We start from the raw sequence: 19,233 nt of genomic DNA, 5'->3' as shown, positions 1-19,233 counted from the left end.
ATGAATTTATTTGATGTTTACCCATTATACGATGTAACCCCAGTCTCGGCAAAGGGAATTGTAGTAACCGATGACAAAGGAATAGATTATTTAGATTTCTACGGAGGACACGCTGTAATCTCTATTGGCCATTCGCACCCACATTACGTAAAACGTCTGACCGACCAGTTGAATAAAATAGGTTTTTACAGTAACTCTGTAAAAAACCCATTGCAGGAGGAACTGGCTACAAAATTAGGTCAGCTTTCAGATTGCGAAGATTACAATTTATTTTTGTGTAATTCAGGAGCGGAAGCGAATGAGAATGCGCTTAAACTAGCTTCTTTCCATACCGGTAAATCTAGGGTTATAGCATTTACCAACGGCTTTCACGGTCGTACTTCTGCTGCGGTTGCCGCAACGGACAATCCAAAGATAAACGCGCCTATTAATTTACAGCAAAAGGTGACTTTTTTACCTTTCAATGACTTACAGGCATTTGAGTCTGAAATAGAAAAAGGCGATGTTTGCGCGGTTATTATAGAAACTATACAAGGTGTAGGTGGTTTGGACGAGCCAACTACTGAGTTTTTTCAAAAAATTGCAGCATTAACTAAAGCCAACGAAGCTTTACTTATTGCAGATGAAGTACAATGTGGTTTTGGTAGAAGCGGTAAATTCTTTGCTTTTCAACATCACAACATACAACCAGATATTATTTCGGTTGCCAAAGGCATGGGCAATGGCTTCCCTGTGGGTGGCATTTTAATCCATGAAGACATCAAAGCTTCCTACGGATTATTAGGCACTACTTTTGGAGGAAATCATTTGGCTTCCGTGGCTACTTTAGCTGTTCTAGAAGTATTGGAAGATGAAAAACTCATTGAAAACGCAGCGCATTTAGAAGGATATTTCAGGGCGTTAGCCGCAGAAATACCACAAATAAAAAAAGTAAAAGGTAGAGGACTAATGTTAGGTCTTGAATTTGATTTTGAGATAGCCGATTTAAGAAAACGATTGATTCACAATCAAAAACTATTTACCGGAGGCGCAAAGGATAAGTATGTATTGCGGGTTCTTCCTGCTTTAAATATTACCGAAGCCTATTTAGATACATTTTTCACCGCCTTAAAAGCAGAATTGTAATGAGCTTACTATTGGACATAAAAAAACGTAACGCTGTACTTTTAGACATGGCGCAACTGTTGCAAAAAGAACGGACTGCTATTCTAGAGGCCAACAAAATAGATATGGACAATTATTTAGGTGATGATATCGCTATGCGTGATCGTCTTAAAGTTGACCAAGGAAAAATAGATGGTATGATTTTGAGCCTGCAACAACTTGCGGCACAAGAAGACCCATTAGGTGTTGAGCGTTTTAGTTTTGAGCACGACAATGGTATGCAGGTGAGTAATAAAACTGCTCCTTTCGGAACAATTCTGATTATTTATGAATCTAGGCCCGATGTTACTATTGAGGCTGCTGGAATTGCTTTTAAATCGGGAAATAAAATACTATTAAAAGGCGGAAAAGAATCGCTGAACAGTAATTTGTTTTTAGTCGATTTATGGCACAAGGCCCTTGAAGCCAACGAAGCCGAAATTGATTGGGTTACCTACCTACAGTTCAACCGAACGGAAACACAGGCTTTTCTTGAAAAACCTACCCAAAAAGTAGACCTTATTGTACCTAGAGGCGGTGAAAGGTTGATTGCTTTTGTAAAACAACATGCTACATGCCCAGTAATTATAAGTGGCCGTGGAAACAATTTCGTTTATGTAGGTGAAGAAGCCGATTTGGAAATGGCCATAGATATCATCATTAATGGTAAAACAACTAAAATATCTGCCTGTAATGCGGTAGATAAAGTTTTAATTTCTTCGGATTTACCCCGTAAACAACAGTTTCTTCAGCATTTAATTCAAGAATTACAGAAGAGCAATGTTGAAATTCTAGCCGATGACGCCATAGCCGGAATGGAAGGAACTAAAGACATAGAAGATGACAATGTTTGGTATGAAGAGTTTTTAGATTACAAAATAGTAATTGGCCAAAGCTCAAGTTTAGAAGATGCCATATCAAAAATAAACACCTACGGTGGTGGCCATTCAGCAGCTATTATTACTGCAAACAATGAAAAGGCCGAGTACTTTATGAACAATGTAGATACTGCAGCAGTTTACCACAATGCTTCCACTCGCTTTACAGATGGAGGTCAATTTGGTTTAGGTGGTGAACTTGCCATCAGCACAGATAAATTGCACCAAAGAGGCCCTATCGGACTTCAGCATTTGGTAACCAATAAGTGGTATGTAAAAGGAAACGGGCAAACAAGAGGGTAAATTTCAAATACTCTTTGGCGCCCCAATGAAGTAAAAGAACACCTAATGAAAAAAAGGATTTTATTAAAAATAGGCTCAAACACCTTAACCAAGGAAACGAATCAGATTTCCCGGGGAAAGATAGAGGATATAGGTAGGCAAATTGCGGTGCTCAAAGACGACTATGAGTTTGTCATCGTAAGCTCTGGAGCCATAGCGGCAGCAAAACAATTTGTTAAACTAGAGCATAACGGAGAAGAGATTAACGTGAAGCAAGCCTTAGCTGCTATTGGACAACCGCATTTAATGCGCATGTTTCAAGAAAGCTTTAGAGAACTTGGCCTTTTTTCAGCACAGTGTCTTTTATCGTACTCAGATTTTGAGAACCCAAAATCCAAAGCCAATATTAAAAATACCATCGATATTTTAGTCGGAAATAATTTCATACCGATTATTAACGAGAACGATACGGTGGCTGCAGATGAGATTCAATTTGGTGATAACGATAAGTTGGCGGCATTGACGGCGGCATTACTTAAAGTAGACCTTTTAATGATTGCCACCAACACAAATGGCATATATACCAAAATTTCAATAGACAACGGGCAACCAGAGACCATTCCCGAAGTACTAGGCGTCTCTAGTTTACAACAAGAAGTTAGCTCGGGCAAATCATCGCACGGTACTGGTGGTATGCAATCCAAAGTTGAAGCTGCAACCATTGCCCAAGAAGCCGGTATTGAAACCTGGATTGTAAACGGCTTGAACGACAGCTTCATTACAGATGCTTTTGCCGGTTCGGGAAAACATACCAAAATAAAAACAAAAGACGGTCACTTTTTAGAAGACCATTGATACAGAACACATCCACAGAAAATAAGTAAGAATAGCCAGAGAAACAGAACACAAATGAAACATTACCTTTCCTTAAAAGACATAGATTCATTGGACAATTGGGTGGAAGAAGCCCGAGACTTAAAAGAAGACCCTAGAAAACATAAAAACCTAGGTTCGGATAAAACTATTGGTTTGCTGTTCTTCAATAACAGTCTTCGTACGCGTTTAAGCACTCAAAAAGCTGCTATGAACCTTGGATTGGACGTTATTGTTATGAACTTTGGAAGTGAAGGTTGGGCTTTAGAATATGCCGACGGTACTGTTATGGACCAAGGTACTTCTGAACACATAAAGGAAGCCGCACAGGTTATTTCCCAGTATTGCGATATTGTTGCTATTAGAGCTTTCGCTGGATTACAGAATAAAGAAGAAGATGAAGCGGAGAAAGTTTTAAACGGTTTTAAAAAATACGCAAGCGTACCCACAGTAAATATGGAAAGCTCGGTAGGTCACCCATTACAGGCCTTGGCCGACGCCATTACTCTGGCCGAACAAAATACAAAAGCGAGACCTAAAGTGGTGCTTTCTTGGGCACCACACCCAAAAGCATTACCGCATGCAGTTGCCAATTCTTTTGTGGAGATGATGCATTTACAAGATGCCGATTTTGTTATTACACATCCTGAAGGATACGAACTTAATCCTGAAATTACGAAAAGCACCACTATTGAATACGACCAGAAAAAGGCTTGTGAAAATGCAGATTTTATTTACGTAAAAAACTGGAGTAGCTATTCCGACTATGGAAAAGTATTGAACCAAGATAAAAATTGGACGATGACCCCAGAAAAAGTGGGTAACGCTAAATTCATGCACTGTCTTCCCGTGCGCAGAAATATGGTTGTTGCAGATGCTGTTTTAGATGGTGACCAATCGCTTGTTATAGAACAGGCAAATAACCGAACCTATGCGGCGCAGATTGTATTGAAAAAAATCCTGGAACAGTAGGCATGAAATTATCCATTATAAAAATAGGCGGAAACGTCATCGAAAATAAAGAAGAACTTTCTAAGTTCCTAAAAGCATTTTCCGAATTGGAAGGCCTTAAAATATTGGTCCATGGCGGAGGAAAACTAGCCACCAAATTGGGAACCAGATTAGGTATTAAATCTAAACTTATTGATGGGCGCCGTATTACCGATGAGGATAGCTTAGGGTTGATTACCATGGTTTACGCCGGACTTGTAAATAAAAATATTGTAGCAGAATTGCAGTCGCATAACTGTAATGCTATTGGATTAAGCGGCGCGGATGGTGATACCATTCAAGCGCATAAAAGACCCGTAAAAGATATTGATTATGGTTACGCAGGAGATGTTGATGGCGTTAGCACAAATACTATTACAAAGCTTTTAGAAGCTGGCCTTACTCCTGTTTTCTGTGCCATGACACATGATGGGAAAGGTCAATTACTAAACACCAATGCAGATACCATTGCTTCCGAACTTGCTATTGGCATGAGCGGAAACTATGAAACTACACTTTACTATTGTTTTGAAAGAAAAGGTGTTCTTATGAATGTGAATGACGATGATTCCGTAGTAAAACATATTGATACCAAATCCTACCAAACCTTGCTGGAACAGAAAATCATTGCTGACGGTATGCTTCCTAAAATGGAAAATTGCTTTCACGCTTTACAAAAAAATGTACATCAGGTGCATATTGGAGATATTAGCATGTTAGACCCTAAATCTACTTTATTCACGACTCTTACCCTATAAAAATGGAACAAGCAGCATTAACGCAAAAAGCGATAGACTTATTAAAAGAACTGATTTCGATTCAATCGTTTTCATCTGAGGAAGACAAAACTGCGGACGCCATTGAAAATTGGTTTACGTCTTTTAATATTCCGTTCAAACGCCACATAAACAACGTTTATGCGGTGAACAAACATTTTGACGAAAGCAAACCTACCCTGCTTTTAAACTCGCATCACGATACGGTAAAACCGAATTCAGCTTATACTAGAGACCCTTTCAACCCGCATATTGAGGATGGAAAATTATACGGTTTAGGTAGTAATGATGCTGGCGGCCCATTGGTTTCATTGATTGCAACTTTTACCCACTATTATGCTGAGGAAAACCTCAATCATAATATTTTAATGGTAGCCTCTATGGAAGAAGAAACTGCCGGTCCAAATAGTTTACGAGGATTATTGGAAATACTTCCTAAAATTGATGTTGCTATTGTTGGTGAACCTACTCTTTTGGATTTGGCTATTGCCGAAAAGGGACTTATTGTTTTTGATGCCGTGATAAAAGGTACACCTTCTCACGCTGCACATCCAAACAATGATAACTCCATTTACAATACCATTGAAGTATTGGAGTGGTTTAAAAATTATACGTTCCCAAAAGTATCGGAAGTTTTAGGTCCGGTTAAGTTGACTGTCACCCAAATTAGCGGCGGTTCACAACATAATGTTGTACCTGCTCAGGTAGATTTGGTTATTGACGTACGTGTAAACGATAAATACACCAATGCAGAAATAGCTGAGTTACTGAAGAAAGAAGCACCTTGCGAATTAAAAGAACGGTCATTACGATTAAATTCTTCGGCAATATCTAAAGACCATCCACTTATAAAATCAGGCATTGCATTGGGAAGAAAAACCTATGGTTCTCCTACACTTTCTGACCAGGCTGCCTTAACTTGCCAATCCCTTAAATTAGGACCTGGCGATAGTACTCGTTCGCATTCTGCTGATGAATATATCTACGTCAAAGAAATTGAAGACGGTATTGATTTGTATATTAAAATATTAAAAGGATTTTTAAAATAGAGATTAGTACAAAGTACTTAGTGTTGAGATGAACTTAATACTAACTACTCAATACTGATTACTAAATACTAAACACATGAAACTCTGGGACAAAGGCTTTAGCACCGATAAAAAAATAGACCATTTTACTGTTGGAAACGACCGCGAACTAGATTTACACTTGGCGAAATATGACGTTAATGCTTCACAGGCACACGCCAAAATGCTAGGTAAAATAGGATTATTGACTGCCAATGAAACGAACGCTTTAGTAAAAGAATTGGATGCCATTGCAGAAACCATTGAAAAAGGCGAGTTTGTAATTGAGGATTCTTTTGAGGATATGCACTCAAAAATAGAATACGTACTTACCGAAAAACTAGGCGATACAGGGAAAAAAATACACACGGCGAGATCAAGAAACGATCAAGTTCTTGTTGCCATGCACCTGTACCTAAAACATGAGCTTTCTGAAATAAAATCAGGAACCAAGGAACTGTTTGATTTGCTATTAGAGCTTTCCGAAAAGCATAAAGACGTATTACTTCCTGGGTATACCCACTTACAAATTGCAATGCCATCTTCTTTCGGACTCTGGTTATCAGCCTATGCTGAAAGTCTTATAGACGATTTATATTTTGTTGATGCTGCTTATAAAGTTGCTGACCAAAATCCGCTTGGTAGTGCTGCGGGTTACGGAAGTTCTTTCCCAATTGACCGTAGTTTCACTACTAAAGAAATGGGTTTTGAGACTTTGAAATACAACGTAGTCGCTGCTCAAATGGGTCGTGGAAAAGTAGAGAAAGCAACCGCATTTGGTATGGCAAATATTGCCGCTACCCTTTCAAAACTGGCCATGGACATCTGTTTGTACATGAGTCAGAATTTCAATTTCTTGTCCTTTCCAGATGAATTGACTACTGGTAGTAGCATTATGCCACACAAGAAAAACCCAGATGTTTTTGAACTAGTACGTGGTAAATGTAACAAGCTACAAAGTATTCCCAATCAGTTGACTTTGGTTATAAACAACCTCCCAAGTGGTTACCACCGTGACTTACAATTGGTGAAAGAAATCATTGTTCCGGCTATTCAGGATATGAAAGCCTGTATTGAGATTCTGACATTCAGCCTAAAGAAAATGAAGGTGAACAAAGGTATATTGGAAGACCCAAAATATGACTATCTGTTTAGTGTAGACACTTTGAACGAACTCGTACAAAACGGAATACCATTTAGAGACGCCTATAAAAAAATGGGACAAGAGATTCAAGAAGGTACTTTTACCCCAAAACGAGATATTCACCATACGCACGAAGGTAGTTTAGGTAATTTGTGTTTGAAGGAAATTAAGGGGAAGATGGACAAGATTTCTTAAATTAGCTAGCATAGAAGGAAACGGTTTATGAAAACACGAGCTCACAACCAGTATTTTATTTTTTTGATTTCATTAGTACTAATTGGGCAAAAGACCAACGCCCAAGATACCTACCAAAGAAATACATCCGCGGATGTGCAGGGTTATGTTTTTGGGCTTACTCTAAATGACGAAACCAACAGCATAAAAGGAGAGGCCGAAATTACAGTCGCCTTTAAAAATGAAGTGAATCCGTTTGCATTAGACCTCATCGCCAAAGGAGATAACTATGGCATGCAGGTGACCCATGTTTTTGAAGGAGACACAGAAGCCAACTATAGCTACGAGCAAAACAAAATAAACATAACGCCATCTTCATCCGAGGAAAAAACAAGAATCTACAAAGTAGTTTATGAAGGTATTCCTGAAAGAGGTCTTGTCATTGACACCACTAAATTTGGCCAACGCTCGTTCTTTGGCGATAACTGGCCTAACTTAGCAAGACACTGGCTTCCTTCTGTAGACCATCCATCAGACAAAGCTACTATTGAATTTAGAATTACAGCTCCCGACCATTACGATGTTGTCGCCACGGGTGAAAAAATTGAAGAAAGTAACCTTGGAAATGATTTAAAACTCACCACCTATAAAGAACCTGCCCCAGTAGCTATGAAAGTGGTCACTATTGGCGTGACGAAATTTGCAAGCACCTTGCTGGACGAGGTGTATGACATTCCCGTTTCGGCATGGGTATACCCAGAAAATAGGTTGGACGGTTTTTCAGATTACGGTGTAGCTACCAAAGTTTTAAAATATTTTATTGATAACATTGGCCCATATTCGTACGCCAAACTTGCTAACATGCAGGCCAAAACCCAATGGGGCGGATTGGAAAACGCAGGTACCATTGCATATTTTGAAAACTCCGTAACCGGAAAAAATGAAGTTGAAGGTTTAATTGCACACGAAATAGCACACCAATGGTTTGGAAATTCCGCCAGTGAAAATGACTGGAATCATGTTTGGCTAAGTGAGGGTTTTGCCACGTACTTTGCCATACTCTATCAAGAAAGTGTCTATGGCAATGACAAACGAAAAGAAGAACTAGAACTTGACCGTAAGCAGATAATTGACTATTATTTGCAAAACCCCTCACCCATTGTAGACCCTTCCATTACTGACCCAATGAAGGTCTTAAGTATTAACACCTACCAAAAAGGAGGTTGGACATTGAACATGCTTCGTCATAAATTAGGTGATGAAGTATTTTGGAAAGGCATACAAGCGTATTACAAAGCTTATCGGGACTCCAATGCAATGTCAGCCGACTTTCAAAAAATAATGGAGGAAATCTCGGGTGAGGACCTTGAAGAGTTCTTTCAGCAATGGCTTTTTACCAAAGGACACCCTGAACTTAAATGGGATTGGAGTTACGCCAAGAAAAATTTGCAAATTAATATTGAGCAACTTCAAAAACAACATGTTTTCAAGTTCCCTATAGAAATTGGTGTAATAAAAGATGGTAAAACCGTCATCTACCAAATGGATATGGAAAACGCTAGAAAGAGCTTAACTATTAAACTGGACTACCAACCGGACGATGTAATTCTAGATCCGGAATCTTGGTTGTTGTTCGAAGAAAAAAGCAACTAATAGAAATCTTCAAGCTTAAAAATTTCACTTCACATTATATCTTTCTCATTTTCCCGATAAACTCGGGAGAATACACGCTGCTTTCTAAACTCGTTTGAAAACTATTTAATTTTCTAAAAATCAATAATATAGCAGCTATTCTGTCTGACAGAAATTTCCAAACTCTCAATTTTAACATACTCGCCATACAAATCATGGTGTTCACAACAAAAATTTCTCGACCATATGCCTATCCTATACTTTTAACAACCTAGTGATATGACCAAATCGATTTCAACCAACCAAACCTATGAAAAAAATTTTCATCCCCCTATTGTCCTTATGGGTAGTTTCCTGTAGTACGGACCTTGAAAATGTTACAGCTGAATCATTTGACGAAACGGCAGAAGAAACCCCTTCTACAGTAGAAAAAACAGAAAACTCCTCTGATGAAAGCACAAATACGTCTCCCGTTTTTAAAACAGGTGTCTATTCAATAAATGAGCATTCGCCATCAGATAGTTCCGTTGGTTTTATAAGCGCTACTGATGATGATAATGACGAGATAACGTATACCCTAGAATCCGATGCGGATATTATCATTAACGAATCTACAGGTGAAATTAAAACGGGAACAAATCTTAAACTCGATTTTGAAACCACAGATTCCTATCCATTTACCGTTTCTGCTTTTGATGGAAAAATAATTGTTGATCAGAGTTTTAATCTTGCGATAAACGATATTGATGAGACCACTATTTTATCCGAAGAACATAAAGAAATAATTACCTACGCCCAACACCTAACTTTCTGGAAAGGTGTTAGCAACACACCGTTGAGCGCTAACCAAAAATGGGGAAGCCCCATGAAAATGTACCTCAATGGAACAATTTCACAGGAGTACAAAACTACCGTTGAAAGTGTAATAACACAGTACAATACCCTATTTACAGACAGTTCCTTTAGTATTTCACTAGTTGAAAACTCAGAAGCAGCAAATGCCAATCTATTTTTTGGAACGAAAGAAGAAGTAGAAACTATTTGGCCGGACATGTATGAAGAAATTAAAGATGGGAATTATGACGGTTTTGCAATGACCCCTTCCGAAAATTCCGTTCTGGTCTCCACACGTATTTGGATTTCGAATCCCTTAGAAGTATTATTAAAGCATGAATTAGGTCATGCTCTTGGTTTTGGTCATTCAGACAAATGCGAAGATGAATTTAGCTTTCTCTGCTCACAAATTAGCGCAGACAATGATTTTCTTCCCGTAGAAAAAGACATCATTCGATTTATGTATAGCTCAAAAATTACTGCTGGGCTCACCGAAAACGAAATGGAAATTATTCTTGCTGATATTATTCTAAACGAGGAGTAATTCTCCAAGTAGCTAAAAAGCTCCAGTCACCAGACTACGTATTTAGACCTCTTTGTAGCCTTAATACCAAAACCAACCTAAAATGACCAAGAACCTACTATCTCTGCTAGTATTATTACTACTTAGCACGGGCGTTTTCTCCCAATCGTTTACTTCTATTTGGAATACAAACAATACTAGTACCGGTTCTTCTGCCATTAATGAAGTTACCATACCCACCAACCCAGCTTACACTAGCTATAATTATTCGGTAGATTGGGGAGATAGCAATACCGATACTGGAGTTACCGGTGACATTACACATTCATACGCAACACCAGGACCTTATACAATTTCTATAAGTGGTGACTTTCCATCAATCTATTTTAATGATACAGGAGATAGACTAAAAATTATTGAAATTTTGAATTGGGGCACTATACAATGGCAAACCATGGAAAATGCTTTCTATGGTTGTGAAAACTTAAATTTTGATGCTATAGATTCACCTGACCTTTCTCAGATTACCTCTCTAAAGCAAATGTTCAGAGGCTGTACCTCATTTAATGGTATAGTAAATAATTGGGACACCAGCACAATTACCGATATATCAGGCATTTTCTATGAAGCCGAAATATTTAATAGGCCATTAGCTAATTGGACAACAAACTCGGTAACAGACATGTCATTTTCTTTTTACAAAGCAGAACTATTCAATGAGCCCTTAGATAGTTGGAATACAGGCGCTGTGACTACAATGTCTAACATGTTTTATTATGCTGAAAAATTCAATCAGAATATCAACAATTGGAATGTGTCTCAAGTAACGGATATGTCCAATTTATTTTACTACGCCAGAGATTTTAATCAGCCTTTGGGTAATTGGGATGTTAGTAAGGTTACTACTATAGCAGGCATGTTTTATGCAACAGACTTTAACTACCCTATAAATAATTGGGTAGTGGACAACGTTACAGATATGTCTTCAACATTTGGTAGTTGTGACTTCAATCTCCCCTTAAACAATTGGAACGTTAGTAAGGTTACAACACTAGCAAGCACTTTTGCAAGTAATAACAACTTTAACCAAGACATAAACATGTGGGATGTGTCTAATGTTACCGACATGAGCAGAACTTTTCGTTGGACAGACGCATTTAATCAACCATTAAATGGTTGGAATGTTAGTAAGGTTACCACTATGTCAGAAATGTTTTATACCACTGATGCATTTAACCAAAACATAAATGGTTGGGATGTTAGCAAGGTAACAAACATGAGTAATATGTTCGGAGGGTGGACAACGTCATACATTACTGTTTTCAACCAACCGCTAGACCAATGGGATGTAAGTGCTGTTACCGATATGAGTGAGATGTTTACAAATTCTAGCTTTAACCAAAGTATTGAAGGTTGGGATGTATCTAGTGTTACCAACATGAATGAGATGTTCTATAACGCTACTGCTTTTAATCAACCTCTTAATAATTGGTCTACAAATTCAGTTACGAATTTATCGGGAATTTTTGGTAAAGCTCCATTATTTAACCAGCCTTTAGATAATTGGGATACATCCTCTGTTACCAACATGAGCGGTATGTTCGCTAGTGCTGGAGTTTTTGATCAAGATTTATCTACTTGGGATATTTCTTCAGTAACCAATATGAGTACAATGCTATCTAATTCCGCGCTTTCACAAGAGAATTATGATGCAACGCTAATTGGTTGGGCAACACAAACTTTTAAAGACAATGTAAGCTTAGGTGCTACCGGTGTAAAATATTGCGATAGTCGATTGGTGCGCCAAGATCTTATCGACAATCATGGCTGGAATATTACTGGTGATATTGTAAACTGTAGTAATGTATTTTGCACAACGATAACAAACCCTACAGCAGGAGATACCAACGTACCCGCAAATTCAAACATTCATTGGGCCGCAGCACCGAACGCCACGGGTTATTATATTGACCTTGAAGTCGAAAGAGCTGGAGTCAGAAGTTTTGTTAATATCAATGGTTCACCTGCAGATAATTATGATGTTGGTAACGTACAAATTTTAACTTTTAGTAATGAGTTTATTCCTGGTGATATTGTTTTCATCACAATTACCCCTTATAATGCAGAAGGACCTGCAGTTGGTTGCGAAGAATTTACTTTTACAACGGTTCCATCATGGGTAAATAGCCTCGATGCCTACAAGATTACAATTGATACTAGACTTGGATCAGCTTCCGGTCTTGATCAATACAATTTCAGAATACAAAGAAATACTTCATTTACGTATAACTATTCAATTGATTGGGGTGATAGTGAATACAACAATAATGTTACAAATGATATTACCCACATTTACAACACTCCTGGAATTTATACTATAGCGATTATTGGCGATTTTCCTGCTCCCTACTTCTCAAGTGGCGATGATGACGAAGTAATTTCTATTGATCAGTGGGGTACTCATGTGTACCAATCTATGAAAAAGGCGTGTAGCGGTTGTGAAAACATGATTTACAATGCTACAGACGTTCCAAACCTCTCACAAGTAACAGATATGTCCGAAGCTTTCGCGGAAGCATCATTGTTTAACGGCAATATAGATAATTGGGATGTTAGTAATGTGACTAATATGTCAGCAATGTTTGAAAGAGCCGAACTTTTCAACCAACCTTTAAATTCTTGGGATGTTAGCAACGTAACAAATATGTACAGAATGTTTGATGGTTTTGTACGGTACATGGATTTTAATCAACCACTAAATAACTGGGATGTAAGTAAGGTCACCAACATGGGGCTAATGTTTAGAAGAACCGAATTTTTTAATCAACCCTTGAATAACTGGAATGTTAGTAACGTTACTGACATGAAGTATATGTTTAACGGTACAACTTCCTTCGATCAAAACTTAAATGATTGGAATGTTAGTAATGTCACCGATATGAGTTATATGTTCAGCCAAGCCACTGCTTTTAATAGTCCGCTTGATAACTGGGATGTTGCAAAAGTCACGAATATGAATTCTATGTTCTCACGTTCAACAGCATTTAATCAAGCTATTGATATTTGGGATGTATCTTCTGTTACAACCATGATAAGTATGTTTGAAAGCGCAGAAAATTTTAACCAACCTCTAAACGGATGGAATGTCAGCGCAGTAACAAATATGGCCTCTATGTTCAAAAATTCTTTTTTGTTCAACCAACCCATTGCCAACTGGAATGTTTCTCGTGTGACCAGCATGCATTCTATGTTTAACGATGCTCAAGAATTTAATCAACCTTTGCAAAACTGGGATGTAAACTCCGTTGTAAGCATGCAATCTATGTTTGAATCAGCGGAAGCTTTTAACCAACCCTTAGATCAATGGAATGTTAGTGCAGTGGCCGACATGACTTCTATGTTTGAAAGTGCTTTATTATTTAATCAACCTTTAAATTCATGGGATGTTTCATCGGTTACCTTAATGCCTTCAATGTTCAAAGGCGCAGCGGCATTCAATGATATTATAGGCAATTGGAATGTTGGCTCTGTAACCAATATGAAATCCATGTTTGAAGATGCATCTGTATTTGATCAAGCTATTCAAAATTGGGCTACTGGAGAGGTACTTAACATGGAAGACATGTTTAAAGGTGCGTCAGCTTTTAATCAGTCCATTGATTCTTGGGATGTTTCTTATGTGCAAACGATGGAATCTATGTTCGAAGATGCCGTTGCCTATGACCAAACTATGAATTCATGGAATGTGGCCTCTGTAACTACTATGGAAGATATGTTCAATGGAGCCATTGCTTTCAATGGAATTATTGAAGCATGGAACGTAAGAGATGTTACCACCATGGAAGAGATGTTTCGTGATGCAACGACTTTTAATCAAAGTTTAAATAAATGGCGTCTTTCTGGTGTTAGCAATATGGACTATATGTTCTATGGAGCTTCATCATATAACCAACCAATGGATTTATGGAATTTAGGTAATGTAACTATGCGTTCTACTTTCTATAATGCTACAGCATTAAATCAAAATTTAGCCGAATGGGATGTGAGTGGAGTTACCGATATGCGAGACATGTTGGATAACACCGCATTGATTAGAGAAAACTATGATAACACATTAATTGCTTGGTCAGAACAAACCTTGACAAGTGGTATAACACTTGGCGCAGAAGGTCTTCCTTATTGCGATGCGCAAGAAGAAAGACAAGCCATGATAGATAATTTTGGTTGGATATTTAGTTTAGATGTTCGCGATTGCCCTATTCCGGAATGTACACTACTAGCATCACCATTAAATGGAGATTTAGACGTACCGGTAAATACAAATATAACATGGGAACCTGCACTTTTTGCGCAAGGGTATCGTTTAACTGTTGGCACTACAACTGGCGGTACTGATGTTGTAAATAATGCAACTATAACCAATGAAACATCATATGAATTTGCATCTGATTTTAATACAGGAGATGTTGTCTTCGTAACTATAATTCCTTTTAATGATGAAGGAGATGCAGTTGGCCCTTGTACCGAGGAAAGCTTCACCATATCTAACGACCTTGCTACTATACCCGAATGTACAAATCTTACACAACCTACGCTTCCCGCAACTGATGTACTGGTAACTAGTGATTTAAGCTGGAACCCTATTTCAAACGCAGACGGTTACAAATTAACTGTTGGTACGTCAACAGGAGCAAATGATATACTTAACGCTGAAGATGTTGGTAATATAACCACTTATGAATTTACTACAAGCCTACCTGAAGATAGCGATATATTCGTAACCATTACCCCATACAATGATGAGGGAGATGCAAATGCATGTACTGAAGAATTTTTCCATACAGAGTTAATTCCTGTACCACCAAGTTGTACCAGTTTAACAGCACCGTTAAATGGCGCAAATGATGTTCCTATTGACACCCAACTAAGCTGGACACCAGTAACAAATGCTACCGGTTATTTAGTAATTGTAGGCACAACGTCTGGCGGAATTGAAGTAGTAAATAATGCCGATGTAGTAGGTGTTACAAATTATGTTATTCCAGGAGATTTACAGGAAAGTAGATTACACTACGTTACTATAATTCCTTATAATGATGAAGGTGATGCTACAGGCTGTATTGAAGAAACGTTTACAACAGGAGACTCTACAAGTCCTCCAAGTTGTACTGTACTAACAGCACCAGCAGATTTAGCAACAGAAGTATCACCTGCCACTAATCTAACATGGGCTGAAGTTAGTTCGGCTACCGGATATACGTTAAACGTAGGGACTACTACTGGAGGCACAGATGTTTTTTCCGCAGATGTAAATAATGTAACTACTTATGATTTACTAGCAGACCTTCCTGAAAGTACTCTTATTTATGTAACAGTCATTCCGTATAATGATAATGGGAATGCCATAAGTCCTTGTACCGAGGTAAGTTTCACTACTGACGGACCGCCATCATGTACTACCTTAATGACTCCTGCAAACGGAGCTACGAATATCGCAGTTGATACAAATATTGAGTGGAACGCTAGTACCAATACAGATGGTTATAAGTTGACCGTTACGGCAAGTAGTAGCACAGCAAATAACTTAACAGACTTTGACGTTACTTCAGGAACAACTCACACTTTTTCAAATGACTTTGAAAGAGGCGAAACTCTTACTATAACCATTGTACCTTATAATTCAGTTGGTGATGCAACCGGACCATGTACTTCGGAAAGCTTTACTATAATTCCACCTCCCGTACCCGCTTGTACAACACTAACAACTCCTGCAAACAGCAGCGTAAATATTGCGGTTGACACTAATTTGGAATGGAATGCTAGCACAGGCGCAGATGGCTACAAACTAACCGTTTTAGCTAGCAGTAGTACTGCTAACAACATAACCGATTTTGATGTTACATCAGGAACCACTCATAATTTTACTAATGGCTTCGAGCAAGGTGAGACTGTCTCAGTTACGATCGTTCCTTATAATGATCAAGGTGATGCTATTGGATGTACTTCAGAAAGCTTTACAATTAAACCTGTTCCGTCATGTACAACACTTAGCTCTCCAATAAATACTGCTATTGATATTGCCGTTGATGCTGATATTATATGGAACTCTATTCCAGAAGCAACAGGATACAAGTTGACGGCTATCGCAAGCAGTAGTACAGCAAATAACTTAACGGATTTTGATGTTACCGCTGGCACAACGCATTCTTTTGCCAATGATTTTGAGCAAGGTGAAACGGTTACCGTAACCATTACACCTTACAACGAAGTGGGTGATGCTATTGGGTGTTCGTCAGAAAGCTTTACAATTAAACCCGTACCTACATGTACTAACTTAACTTTACCTATTGATGGCGCTATTGATGTAGCAGCAGATTCTAATATTGAATGGGCTACAGTTGCTGATGCCACTGGGTACAAATTAACTGTTTCCGCTAACAGCAGTACAGCTAATAATTTAACTGACTATAATATAACCTCGGGAACAACATATAATTTCCCTAATGACTTTAAACATGGTGAAGTAGTTACAATAACTTTAGTTCCTTTCAATGAAGTTGGTGATGCTTTAGGGTGTACTTCTGAAAGTTTCACAATTAGCCCCCCTCCATGTACCTCACTTAACACTCCTGCAAACGGAGCTACTGATATTCCTGTGAATACAGCTATTGAATGGAATGCAAGTACAGATGCAGAAGGTTATAAAATCACGGTTTTAGCTAGCAGTAGTACTGCTAACAACATAACAGATTTTGATGTTACATCAGGAACAACTTATAGTTTTACTAACGAATTTGAACAAGGTGAGACCGTCTCTGTTACCATCGTTCCTTATAATGATCAAGGCAGTGCTGTTGGATGTACTTTGGAAAGCTTTACCGTTAAGCCTGTTCCATCATGTACAACACTAAGCTTGCCTATAAATACTGCCGTTGACATTGCTGTTGATGCGGATATTACCTGGAACTCTATTCCAGAGGCAACAGGATACAAGTTGACGGTTATCGCAAGCAGTAGTACAGCAAATAACTTAACGGGTTTTGACGTTACCGCTGGTACAACGCATTCTTTTGCCAATGATTTTGAGCAAGGTGAAACGGTTACCGTAACCATTACACCTTACAACGAAGTGGGTGATGCTATTGGGTGTTCGTCGGAAAGCTTTACAATTAAACCCGTACCTACATGTACTAACTTAACTTTACCTATTGATGGCAGCATTGATGTAGCGGTAGACACAAATATTGAATGGGCTACAATTGCCGAAGCCAACGGATACAAATTAACTGTTTCCGCTAGCAGCAGTACAGCTAACAATGTTACCGATTTAGTATTATCTACAGGTAATAGCTACGATTTTCCTGCCAATTTTGAACAGGGAGAAACAGTTACCGTAACACTAGTTTCTTACAATGAAGTAGGTGATGCTATTGGGTGTTCTTCAGAAAGCTTTACCATTAAACCAGTGCCTTTATGCACCAATTTAGTTTCCCCCACGACAAATGCTATTGATGTACCAGTAGATACTAATATTGAATGGACTCCAATTACTGATGCTACTGGCTACAAATTAACGGTAACTGGAAGCAATAGCACGGCCAATAATTTAACCGCCTTCAATATAACATCTGGTACATCTTATGACTTTACAAATGACTTTGAACAATCTGAAACAGTTACCGTAACTGTTACTCCTTACAACGAAGTGGGCGATGCCCTTGGATGTTCTTCAGAGAGTTTTACAATTAAATCGGTTCCCTTATGCACCAATTTGACCTCCCCTGCCAATAGTGATATTGTTGCGGAGGTCAGTGAATTAAGATGGAATGAAATTGTAGATGCAGATGGCTATAAGTTGACAATTAATGCTGGAAGTACAACATCTAACAACCAAACTGATTTAATCGTTACTGGAACTACCCATGTTTTTCAAAATGATTTTAACCAAGGTGAAGTTGTTACGGTAACCATTACCCCATACAATGAGGTTGGTGATGCTCTTGGATGTACGTCCGAAAGTTTTACCATAAGACCCATACCACCTTGCACCAACTTGTCGTCTCCATTAAACAATGCCACCGAAGTTTCAATTATATCGGATATTTCTTGGAATGAAAGTCTTGATGCTGATGGATACCGAATTTCTGTAGGTACTTCAGCCAACGGAACTGATATTGTGAATAATGAAGATGTTGCATCGCTAACCAGCTATACTTTTGGAAATGACCTTCCTTCTGAAACACTAATATTTGTAACCATAGTACCATACAACACCTCTGGCGATGCCTTTGAATGTACTTCAGATAGTTTTAAGACCGAGGTGATTATTCCAGAATGTACTTCAATTACAAGTCCTTTTAACGGAGAAAGCGAGGTTGCCTTAGAAAGTACTATTACTTGGAACGAAGTAGAAAAAACAGACGGTTATCGTATTTCTATTGGAACAACTTCTGGAGGAACTGACATAGTTAACAATCAGGATGTTGGTCCATTAACCAGTTATATGCATAATGGAGAGTTTCCGTTTGGAACGGAAATTTATGTAAACATTACCGCATACAATAGTAAGGGAGATGCTGTAACATGTGAGGAACAAACATTTACAACACTTATACCAGAAGATGAGACTAAATACGGCTTCTCTCCTGATGGTGATGGTATTAATGAATATTGGCATATAGAAAATATAAATTATTACCCTGAAAATATGGTTACCATCTATAACCGCTGGGGTGATGCCGTTTTTAAAATAGAAAATTATAATAATGGTTCAGAAGTCTTTAGAGGTGATGCCAACCTTAAAACCAAAATGGGAGCCGGTCAATTACCATCAGGCACCTACTTCTTTCACATTGAAATTGAAGGAGAAACCATTCTTAAGAAAACCAAAGGATACGTAGTAATCAAGCGCTAAACC

10 protein-coding genes are annotated in these 19,233 nt (G+C 38.3%); all 10 read left to right on the top strand.

Annotation, left to right across the window (positions count from 1 at the left end; genetic code table 11):
- The 10 genes from IWB64_RS08220 to IWB64_RS08175 all read left to right on the top strand — a co-directional run bounded on the left by IWB64_RS08220 (window position 1) and on the right by IWB64_RS08175 (window position 19,230).
- The gene (locus IWB64_RS08220; RefSeq protein WP_194535835.1) at window positions 1-1,125 is read left to right on the top strand and encodes an aspartate aminotransferase family protein; all 1,125 of its coding nucleotides are present in this window, start codon (window positions 1-3) and stop codon (window positions 1,123-1,125) included.
- Window positions 1,125-2,324: a glutamate-5-semialdehyde dehydrogenase gene (locus tag IWB64_RS08215; protein ID WP_194533557.1), complete on the top strand. Its 1,200-nt coding sequence runs from the start codon at window positions 1,125-1,127 to the stop codon at window positions 2,322-2,324. The genes IWB64_RS08220 and IWB64_RS08215 overlap by 1 nt, the downstream gene beginning before the upstream one ends.
- Before the next feature lie 45 nt (window positions 2,325-2,369).
- On the top strand, window positions 2,370-3,158 hold the full coding sequence (proB, locus tag IWB64_RS08210) for a glutamate 5-kinase (protein WP_194533556.1): 789 nt from the start codon (window positions 2,370-2,372) through the stop codon (window positions 3,156-3,158).
- A gap of 54 nt (window positions 3,159-3,212) precedes the next feature.
- Window positions 3,213-4,148, top strand: coding sequence for a Rossmann-fold NAD(P)-binding domain-containing protein (locus IWB64_RS08205; protein ID WP_194533555.1), 936 nt, complete (start codon window positions 3,213-3,215; stop codon window positions 4,146-4,148).
- Window positions 4,149-4,150: 2 nt separating this feature from the next.
- Window positions 4,151-4,924 (top strand): acetylglutamate kinase, encoded by a 774-nt coding sequence (gene argB / locus IWB64_RS08200; RefSeq protein ID WP_194533554.1) that lies wholly within the window; start codon window positions 4,151-4,153, stop codon window positions 4,922-4,924.
- A 2-nt stretch (window positions 4,925-4,926) separates the two neighbouring features.
- Window positions 4,927-5,991: a M20 family metallo-hydrolase gene (locus IWB64_RS08195; RefSeq protein WP_194533553.1), complete on the top strand. Its 1,065-nt coding sequence runs from the start codon at window positions 4,927-4,929 to the stop codon at window positions 5,989-5,991.
- 76 nt (window positions 5,992-6,067) lie between these two features.
- Window positions 6,068-7,348 (top strand): argininosuccinate lyase, encoded by a 1,281-nt coding sequence (gene argH / locus IWB64_RS08190; protein WP_194533552.1) that lies wholly within the window; start codon window positions 6,068-6,070, stop codon window positions 7,346-7,348.
- Window positions 7,349-7,375: 27 nt separating this feature from the next.
- The gene (locus tag IWB64_RS08185) at window positions 7,376-8,980 is read left to right on the top strand and encodes a M1 family metallopeptidase (protein ID WP_194533551.1); all 1,605 of its coding nucleotides are present in this window, start codon (window positions 7,376-7,378) and stop codon (window positions 8,978-8,980) included.
- Window positions 8,981-9,269: 289 nt separating this feature from the next.
- A complete protein-coding gene (locus IWB64_RS08180; protein ID WP_194533550.1) occupies window positions 9,270-10,337 on the top strand; it encodes a cadherin domain-containing protein in 1,068 nt (355 codons plus the stop codon).
- Window positions 10,338-10,419: 82 nt separating this feature from the next.
- A complete protein-coding gene (locus tag IWB64_RS08175) occupies window positions 10,420-19,230 on the top strand; it encodes a BspA family leucine-rich repeat surface protein (RefSeq protein ID WP_194533549.1) in 8,811 nt (2,936 codons plus the stop codon).
- Window positions 19,231-19,233 lie beyond the last annotated feature (3 nt).

Source organism: Zobellia nedashkovskayae (assembly GCF_015330125.1).
GTDB lineage: Bacteria > Bacteroidota > Bacteroidia > Flavobacteriales > Flavobacteriaceae > Zobellia > Zobellia nedashkovskayae.
The sequence above is the reverse complement of the archived record's forward strand: the minus strand, read 5'-3'. Positions and strand labels throughout refer to the sequence as shown.